The organism is Streptomyces sp. NPDC088733 (assembly GCF_044751185.1).
Taxonomy (GTDB): Bacteria; Actinomycetota; Actinomycetes; order Streptomycetales; family Streptomycetaceae; genus Actinacidiphila.
In genome coordinates this window covers 82,454-88,918 of sequence record NZ_JBIVLH010000032.1, presented here as the reverse complement: position 1 = coordinate 88,918, position 6,465 = coordinate 82,454, and the positions used below count along the sequence as shown (strand labels likewise).

Below are 6,465 nucleotides of genomic sequence, written 5' to 3'. Positions count from 1 at the left end.
GCACCCCGATCGAGTACGAGCTACTCTCCGCACAAGACACCGTCCCCGCCGCCAGTTAGCCACCGCAGCTGGAACCCAAACTGTGGGGCAGGTCATCTCAACCTGTCACCCGAACCTGCAGCAGGCCCGTTCGGAGCGTCAGTGGTGAAGTTGTGGCGGGCCAAGTCGTCATGGACCGGCGGGCCGGCCTTCTTGGTCCCTCCGCGCTTCTTGCCGAACACGCTCCACCACTGGTTGTCCCGGCAGATCCGCCATGCGGTCCTGTCGGCCATCGTGGCCCCTGAGCTGCGGGCTTCGTCGGCCAGGAAGCGGTAGCCGAACTCGGGATCCCCGAGGTGGGCGTCGAACGAGCCTGGTCGAGATACTGCGCGAGCACCTGGAGACGTACGGCACGACCCCGACGGCCGCCTGTTCCGGGCCGCCCGGGGCGGCTTGGTTCAGGAGAGCGGGTACGGGGAGGTCTGGGCGCGGGCCCGCAAGGCGGCGCTCACGGAAGAACAGCAGACGTCGGCGCCGGCCGCTCGCCCCTACGACTTGCGGCACGCGTGCGTGTCCCTGTGGCTCAACTCCGGGGTGGACCCGATGGAGGTAGCGCGGCGCGCCGGCCACACCGTCGCCGTACTGCTGAAGGTCTACGCGAAGTGTCTCGACGGGGCGACGACGATGGCGAACGCCCGGATCGACAGGGCACTGGAGAAATGGGGGTGATCGGAATCTCCGTCCCACACATGTCCCACAAGAGCTGGTCAGCACGCGGAATCGAGTGAGACAGAACGGGGCATACCCCACATCTGGGGCAGCCTGCCGTTCGCGCACGAAGAAGGCCCGTGGACAGCATTTCTGCTGGTCACGGGCCCTTCATTTCCTGTGGCGGCGCCAGGATTCGAACCTGGGTAGGCTAAGCCGACGGATTTACAGTCCGCTCCCATTGGCCACTCGGGCACACCGCCTGGGAAGTGTCTCCAGGGGCCGTTGTGCGTGGTCCCCGTGGCGACGTCGTAAACAATACCCGATGCCCGGGGGTGCTCCGCCACCCTATTGATCAGCGCCTCCGGCGGGTCGGATGGCTAGGCTTGCGGGAGCGGCCCGGTGGCGGGTCGCGGACCTGACGGATCAGAGCCAAGGAGCCAACAGAAGATGGCCGACTCCAGTTTCGACATCGTCTCGAAGGTCGAGCGGCAGGAGGTCGACAACGCCCTCAACCAGGCCGCGAAGGAGATCTCGCAGCGCTACGACTTCAAGAACGTCGGCGCTTCGATCGGGTGGTCCGGGGACAAGATCGCGATGCAGGCCAACTCGGAGGAGAGGGTCAAGGCGATCCTCGACGTCTTCGAGACCAAGCTGGTCAAGCGCGGGATCTCGCTGAAGGCGCTGGACGCGGGCGAGCCCCAGCTGTCCGGCAAGGAGTACAAGATCTTCGCGTCCATCGAGGAGGGCATCTCCCAGGACAACGCGAAGAAGGTCGCCAAGATCATCCGCGATGAGGGGCCGAAGGGCGTCAAGGCGCAGGTGCAGGGCGACGAGCTGCGGGTGAGCTCGAAGAGCCGGGACGACCTGCAGGAGGTCATCGCGCTGCTCAAGGGCAAGGACCTGGACTTCGCCCTGCAGTTCGTGAACTACCGCTGACCGCGGGCACGCCGAGGTCCCGGCCGGAGGAGGCGGCCGGGACCTTTGTCGTAGGCCGATGGGTCCGCGGGGGCGCCGGGCACGCCGGCGCGGATGGGTTTGAGTGGGTTTCACCACGAACCTGACACCGGGTGAACGGGAGGGGCCCCCATCGGAAACGCCCCGGCATGCGTAGGGTCTTTCGTTGAAGGTCTCCTCGGGCCCACCCCCCATGTGGGACCCGGGCAGTCGTCTCGAGGATGGAGCCGGGCAATGCAGAACCGCACCGCTGTGGTGGAAGACCTGATGGGCCGCTTCCCGCACGTGCCACGCGAAGCGGTCATCAAGGAGGACCTGCTGCGCGGCGGGATCGCGTTCGACGATTCCGCGCTGAGCGGTGGCGACGACGGCGACGTGAAACCGAAGTCGTACTTCATCTTCTCCTTCGACCACCGCACGCTGCCGGAGCTGGGCGCCGCCGCGCTGAACCGCCCGCCCGAGGAGATCGTGCTCACCGGCGGCCCGTACGACCTGCGCCGCACGGTGGTGTCGGTGCGCGTCAACCCGGCGTCGCCGTACCGTGTGCAGGCCGGGGGCCGCGGGGTGCTCGGGCTGTACCTGGACGGGGTGCGCATCGCGGACGTGGGCCTGCCGCCGATGCCGGACTACTACCGGCACACCCTGGAGAACGGGAAGTCGGTGATGGAGGTCGCGCCGACGATCCAGTGGGGCTATCTCGTCTATCTGACGGTGTTCCGCGTCTGCCAGTACTTCGGCGTCAAGCAGGAGTGCCAGTACTGCGACATCAACCACAACTGGCGCCAGCACAAGGCGGCCGGCCGTCCCTACACGGGCGTGAAGCCGGTCGAGGAGGTGCTGGAGGCGCTGGAGATCATCGACAAGTACGACACGGCGAAGACCTCCACGGCGTACACCCTCACCGGTGGCGCGATCACCGGCAAGGTGGCGGGGCGCGACGAGGCCGACTTCTACGGGCACTACGCCAAGGCGATCGAGGAGCGCTTCCCCGGCCGCTGGATCGGCAAGGTCGTCGCCCAGGCGCTGCCCAAGGAGGACGTGCAGCGCTTCAAGGACTACGGCGTGCAGATCTACCACCCCAACTACGAGGTGTGGGACCGGCGGCTGTTCGAGCTGTACTGCCCCGGCAAGGAGCAGCACGTCGGCCGTGACGAGTGGCACCGCCGCATCCTGGACTCCGCCGAGATCTTCGGCCCGCGCAATGTGATCCCGAACTTCGTGGCGGGTGTGGAGATGGCCGAGCCGTTCGGCTTCACCAGTGTCGGCGAGGCGATCGACTCCACCGCCGAGGGGCTGCGCTTCTTCATGTCGCGGGGCATCACGCCGCGCTTCACCACATGGTGCCCCGAGCCGACGACGCCGCTCGGCAAGGCCAACCCGGAGGGTGCGCCGCTGGAGTACCACATCCGGCTGCTGGACGTGTACCGCGCGACGCTGGAGGAGTTCGGGCTGTCCTCGCCGCCCGGGTACGGTCCGGCGGGCCCGGGCAACGCCGTGTTCTCCGTCAGCTCCTTCATGGACAGCATTCCCGCCGCGCCGGCCGTGGTCGGCTGAGGTGGCCACGCTCCTGATCGTCCATCACACGCCCTCGCCGAATCTGCAGGCGATGTTCGAGGCGGTCGTCTCGGGGGCCACGACGGACGAGATCGAGGGCGTGGACGTCGTGCGGCGGCCGGCGCTGTCCGCGACGGCCTCCGACGTGCTGGCGGCGGACGGCTACCTGCTGGGCACGACCGCGAACCTCGGCTACATGTCGGGGGCGCTGAAGCACTTCTTCGACCAGGTCTACTACCCGTGCCTGGACGCCACGCGCGGACGTCCCTTCGGGTACTGGGTGCACGGCGGGAGCGACGTCACGGGCACCGTGCGCGGGATCCGGTCGATCACCACGGGCCTGGGGTGGGAGCAGGCGGCCGCGGAGGTCACGGTCACCGGTGAGCCCTCCAAGGCCGATCTGGAGGCCTGCTGGGAGCTCGGGGCGACGCTGGCGGCAGGGCTGTCCGGCTAGGCCCGCTCGCCCCTCGGGGGCGGCCTGCGGCCCGACGTGCCCCGGCCGTACCCCCGTCCTACCGTGGAGGAGGAGAGAGGGGCACTCCATGGCACCCCGGGTACTCGACGACACGGCACTGGACGCGCTGCGTTCCGGCTTCGGCGGCGAGGTCGTCACTCCGGGCGACCCGGTGTACGACGAGAGCCGCACCGTCTTCAACGCGATGATCGACCGGCGTCCGGCGGTCGTCGCGCTCTGCGAGTCGGCCGAGGACGTGGCGTCGGCGCTCCGCTTCGCCGGGGAGCGCGACCTGGAGGTCGCGGTCCGCGGTGGCGGGCACAGTGTCGCCGGCAACGCCCTGAACGACGGCGGTCTCGTGGTCGACCTGCGCCGGATGCACGCGGTGGTGGTCGATCCCCGGGCGCGTACGGCGCGGGTCGGGGGCGGCGCCCTGATGACCCATCTGGACCGCGCGGCCCAGCCGTACGACCTGGCCACGACCGGCGGCCGGGTGTCGACGACCGGGGTGGGCGGTTTCGCCCTGGGCGGCGGTTCGGGATGGCTGGAGCGCCGGTTCGGGCTCGCCTGCGACAGCCTGGAGGAGGTCGAACTCGTCACCGCCGACGGCACCATGGTGCGCGCCGCACAGGACGAGAACCCCGAGCTGTTCTGGGCTCTGCATGGTGGCGGCGGCAACTTCGGTGTCGCCACCTCCCTGACCTTGCGGCTGCACCAGGTGCCGCGGATGACCGCCGCCCTGCTGCTGTGGCCGTCGGCGACGGGTCCCGAAGTGCTGTGTGCCTACCGGGACTTCATGGAGTCGGCGCCGCCCGAGGTCGGCGGGGCCGTGCTCTATGTGACGGCCCCGCCGGAGGACTTCGTTCCGCCGCACATGGCGGGCACTTTGGTGGCCGCCACCTTGGTGACGTACATCGGCCAGGAGGAACCGGCGCGGGAGCTGATCGCGCCGCTGCTGGCCCTCTCCCCCGAGGGCAGCGCGATCGCCGAGCTTCCGTACGCGGAGTTGCAGTGCCTGCTGGACGCCCCTGCGGGCTACCGCAACTACTGGTCCGCGGAGTACCTCTCCGCGCTGCCCGACGAGGCCGTGGAGCGCTTCTGCGCCCGCTCCCGGGCGATGGTGGTCCCCTCCCCCTCGCAGCAGGCCCTCTTCCCCGGCGGCGGTGCCATGGCGCACGGCCCGGACGACTACCCGCTGCCCTGGCGCCGTGCCGCCTGGGTCGCCCATCCCTTCGGCATGTGGGAGAGTCCCGCGGACGACGGCCGCGGCCGGCAGTGGGCCCACGACGTGCGCGAGGACATGAAGCCGTGGTCCATCGGCGCGGTCTACCTCAACTTCATCGGCGACGAGGGGGAGGGCCGGGTCATCGCCGGGTTCGGCGCGCACAATCTGAGCCGCCTCGCCCGGGTCAAGACCGAGTACGACCCGGGCAACGTCTTCCGGCTCAACCACAACATCGAGCCGGGCTGAGCCCTCCCCCGGGGCGCTACTCCTCGACGGGGACGATCTCGCGGCCGAGCGGCAGCAGGGAGATCGGCACCATCTTGAAGTTGGCGATGCCGAAGGGGATGCCGATGATCGTCAGGCAGAAGCCGACGCCCGCGACGATGTGACCGATGGCGAGCCAGATGCCCGCGAAGATCAGCCAGATGATGTTGCCGAGCGTCGAGGCGACGCCGGCGTCCGGGCGCTGCACCGTGGTGCGGCCGAACGGCCACAGCACGTAGTTGGCGATCCGCAGGGAGGCGATGCCCCACGGGATCGTGATGATGAAGATGAACATCAGCAGGCCCAGCAGGGCGTAGCCGATGGCCATCCACAGCCCCCAGATGATCAGCCACAGGACGTTGAGGATGAGGTTGATCGTCTTCATGCTGTCAGCCTCCCACGGGAGCGCGGGCACGGCCCGCGCGGGTTCGGTGGCCGGCGCTCAGCGGCGGGGGCCGGCCATCTCCTCCAGCCGGGCGATGCGCTCGGCCATCGGGGGGTGGGTCGAGAAGAGCTTGGACGCGTCGCCCGGGCGGAACGGGTTGGCGATCATCAGGTGGCTGGTGGTCTCCAGCCGCGGCTCGGGGCGCAGCGGCAGGCGCTTGGTGCCCGCGTCCAGCTTGCGCAGGGCGGAGGCCAGGGCCAACGGGTCACCGGTGAGGCGGGCGCCGGAGGCGTCGGCCTCGTACTCGCGGGAGCGGCTGACGGCGAGCTGGATCAGGGACGCGGCCAGCGGGCCCAGGATCATCAGGAGCAGCATGCCGAGCAGGCCGGGGCCCTCGTCGTCGTCGGAGCGGCCGATGGGGATCAGCCAGGCGAAGTTGACCAGGAACATCACGACGGAGGCCAGGGCGCCGGCGACCGAGGAGATGAGGATGTCGCGGTTGTAGACGTGGCTGAGCTCGTGGCCGATGACGCCCCGCAGCTCGCGCTCGTCCAGGATGCGCAGGATGCCTTCGGTGCAGCACACGGCGGCATTGCGCGGGTTGCGGCCGGTGGCGAAGGCGTTGGGTGCCTCGGTCGGCGAGATGTAGAGCCGGGGCATCGGCTGCCGTGCGGCGGTGGAGAGCTCGCGGACCATCCGGTAGAGCGCCGGGGCCTCGAACTCGCTCACCGGCCGCGCGCGCATCGCCTTCAGGGCGAGCTTGTCGCTGTTCCAGTAGGCGTACGCATTGGTGCCGAGCGCGATGACCAGCGCGACGATCAGTCCCGTACGCCCGAAGAAACTGCCGATGATCAGGATGAGTGCCGACAGTCCGCCGAGGAGCGCGGCGGTCTTCAGCCCGTTGTGCCGGCGGTGCACGGTCACCCTCCAAGATGTGCA

Annotated in this window: 6 protein-coding genes, 1 tRNA gene and 1 pseudogene; 5 read left to right on the top strand and 3 right to left on the bottom strand. The window is 69.5% G+C overall.

Annotated elements, in window-relative coordinates; genetic code table 11:
* Positions 1-355: 355 nt before the first annotated feature.
* A pseudogene (locus tag ACIP64_RS37240) lies at positions 356-708 on the top strand (site-specific integrase); the annotation flags it as partial.
* Between the two features lie 160 nt (positions 709-868).
* Here ACIP64_RS37240 and ACIP64_RS37235 read toward each other — a convergent pair.
* Positions 869-950: transfer RNA gene (locus ACIP64_RS37235), tRNA-Tyr, on the bottom strand.
* A 187-nt stretch (positions 951-1,137) separates the two neighbouring features.
* Here ACIP64_RS37235 and ACIP64_RS37230 point away from each other — a divergent pair.
* From ACIP64_RS37230 to ACIP64_RS37215, 4 genes are all read left to right on the top strand, one after another.
* Positions 1,138-1,626 carry a YajQ family cyclic di-GMP-binding protein gene (locus tag ACIP64_RS37230; RefSeq protein WP_401596061.1) on the top strand — a complete coding sequence of 163 codons (489 nt, stop codon included), beginning with the start codon at positions 1,138-1,140 and terminating at the stop codon, positions 1,624-1,626.
* A 252-nt stretch (positions 1,627-1,878) separates the two neighbouring features.
* Positions 1,879-3,198 carry a radical SAM protein gene (locus ACIP64_RS37225; protein WP_401596059.1) on the top strand — a complete coding sequence of 440 codons (1,320 nt, stop codon included), beginning with the start codon at positions 1,879-1,881 and terminating at the stop codon, positions 3,196-3,198.
* Between the two features lies 1 nt (position 3,199).
* Positions 3,200-3,652, top strand: coding sequence for a flavodoxin family protein (locus ACIP64_RS37220; protein ID WP_401596057.1), 453 nt, complete (start codon positions 3,200-3,202; stop codon positions 3,650-3,652).
* An 88-nt stretch (positions 3,653-3,740) separates the two neighbouring features.
* Positions 3,741-5,123 carry an FAD-binding oxidoreductase gene (locus ACIP64_RS37215; protein ID WP_401596054.1) on the top strand — a complete coding sequence of 461 codons (1,383 nt, stop codon included), beginning with the start codon at positions 3,741-3,743 and terminating at the stop codon, positions 5,121-5,123.
* A gap of 16 nt (positions 5,124-5,139) precedes the next feature.
* Here the strand turns inward: ACIP64_RS37215 and ACIP64_RS37210 are convergent, their stop codons facing one another.
* Together ACIP64_RS37210 and htpX are read right to left on the bottom strand one after the other, a co-directional pair.
* On the bottom strand, positions 5,140-5,526 hold the full coding sequence (locus tag ACIP64_RS37210) for a YccF domain-containing protein (RefSeq protein WP_401596051.1): 387 nt from the start codon (positions 5,524-5,526) through the stop codon (positions 5,140-5,142).
* A gap of 57 nt (positions 5,527-5,583) precedes the next feature.
* Entirely contained in the window at positions 5,584-6,444 is an 861-nt protein-coding gene (htpX, locus tag ACIP64_RS37205; RefSeq protein ID WP_401596078.1) for a zinc metalloprotease HtpX, read from the bottom strand.
* Positions 6,445-6,465 lie beyond the last annotated feature (21 nt).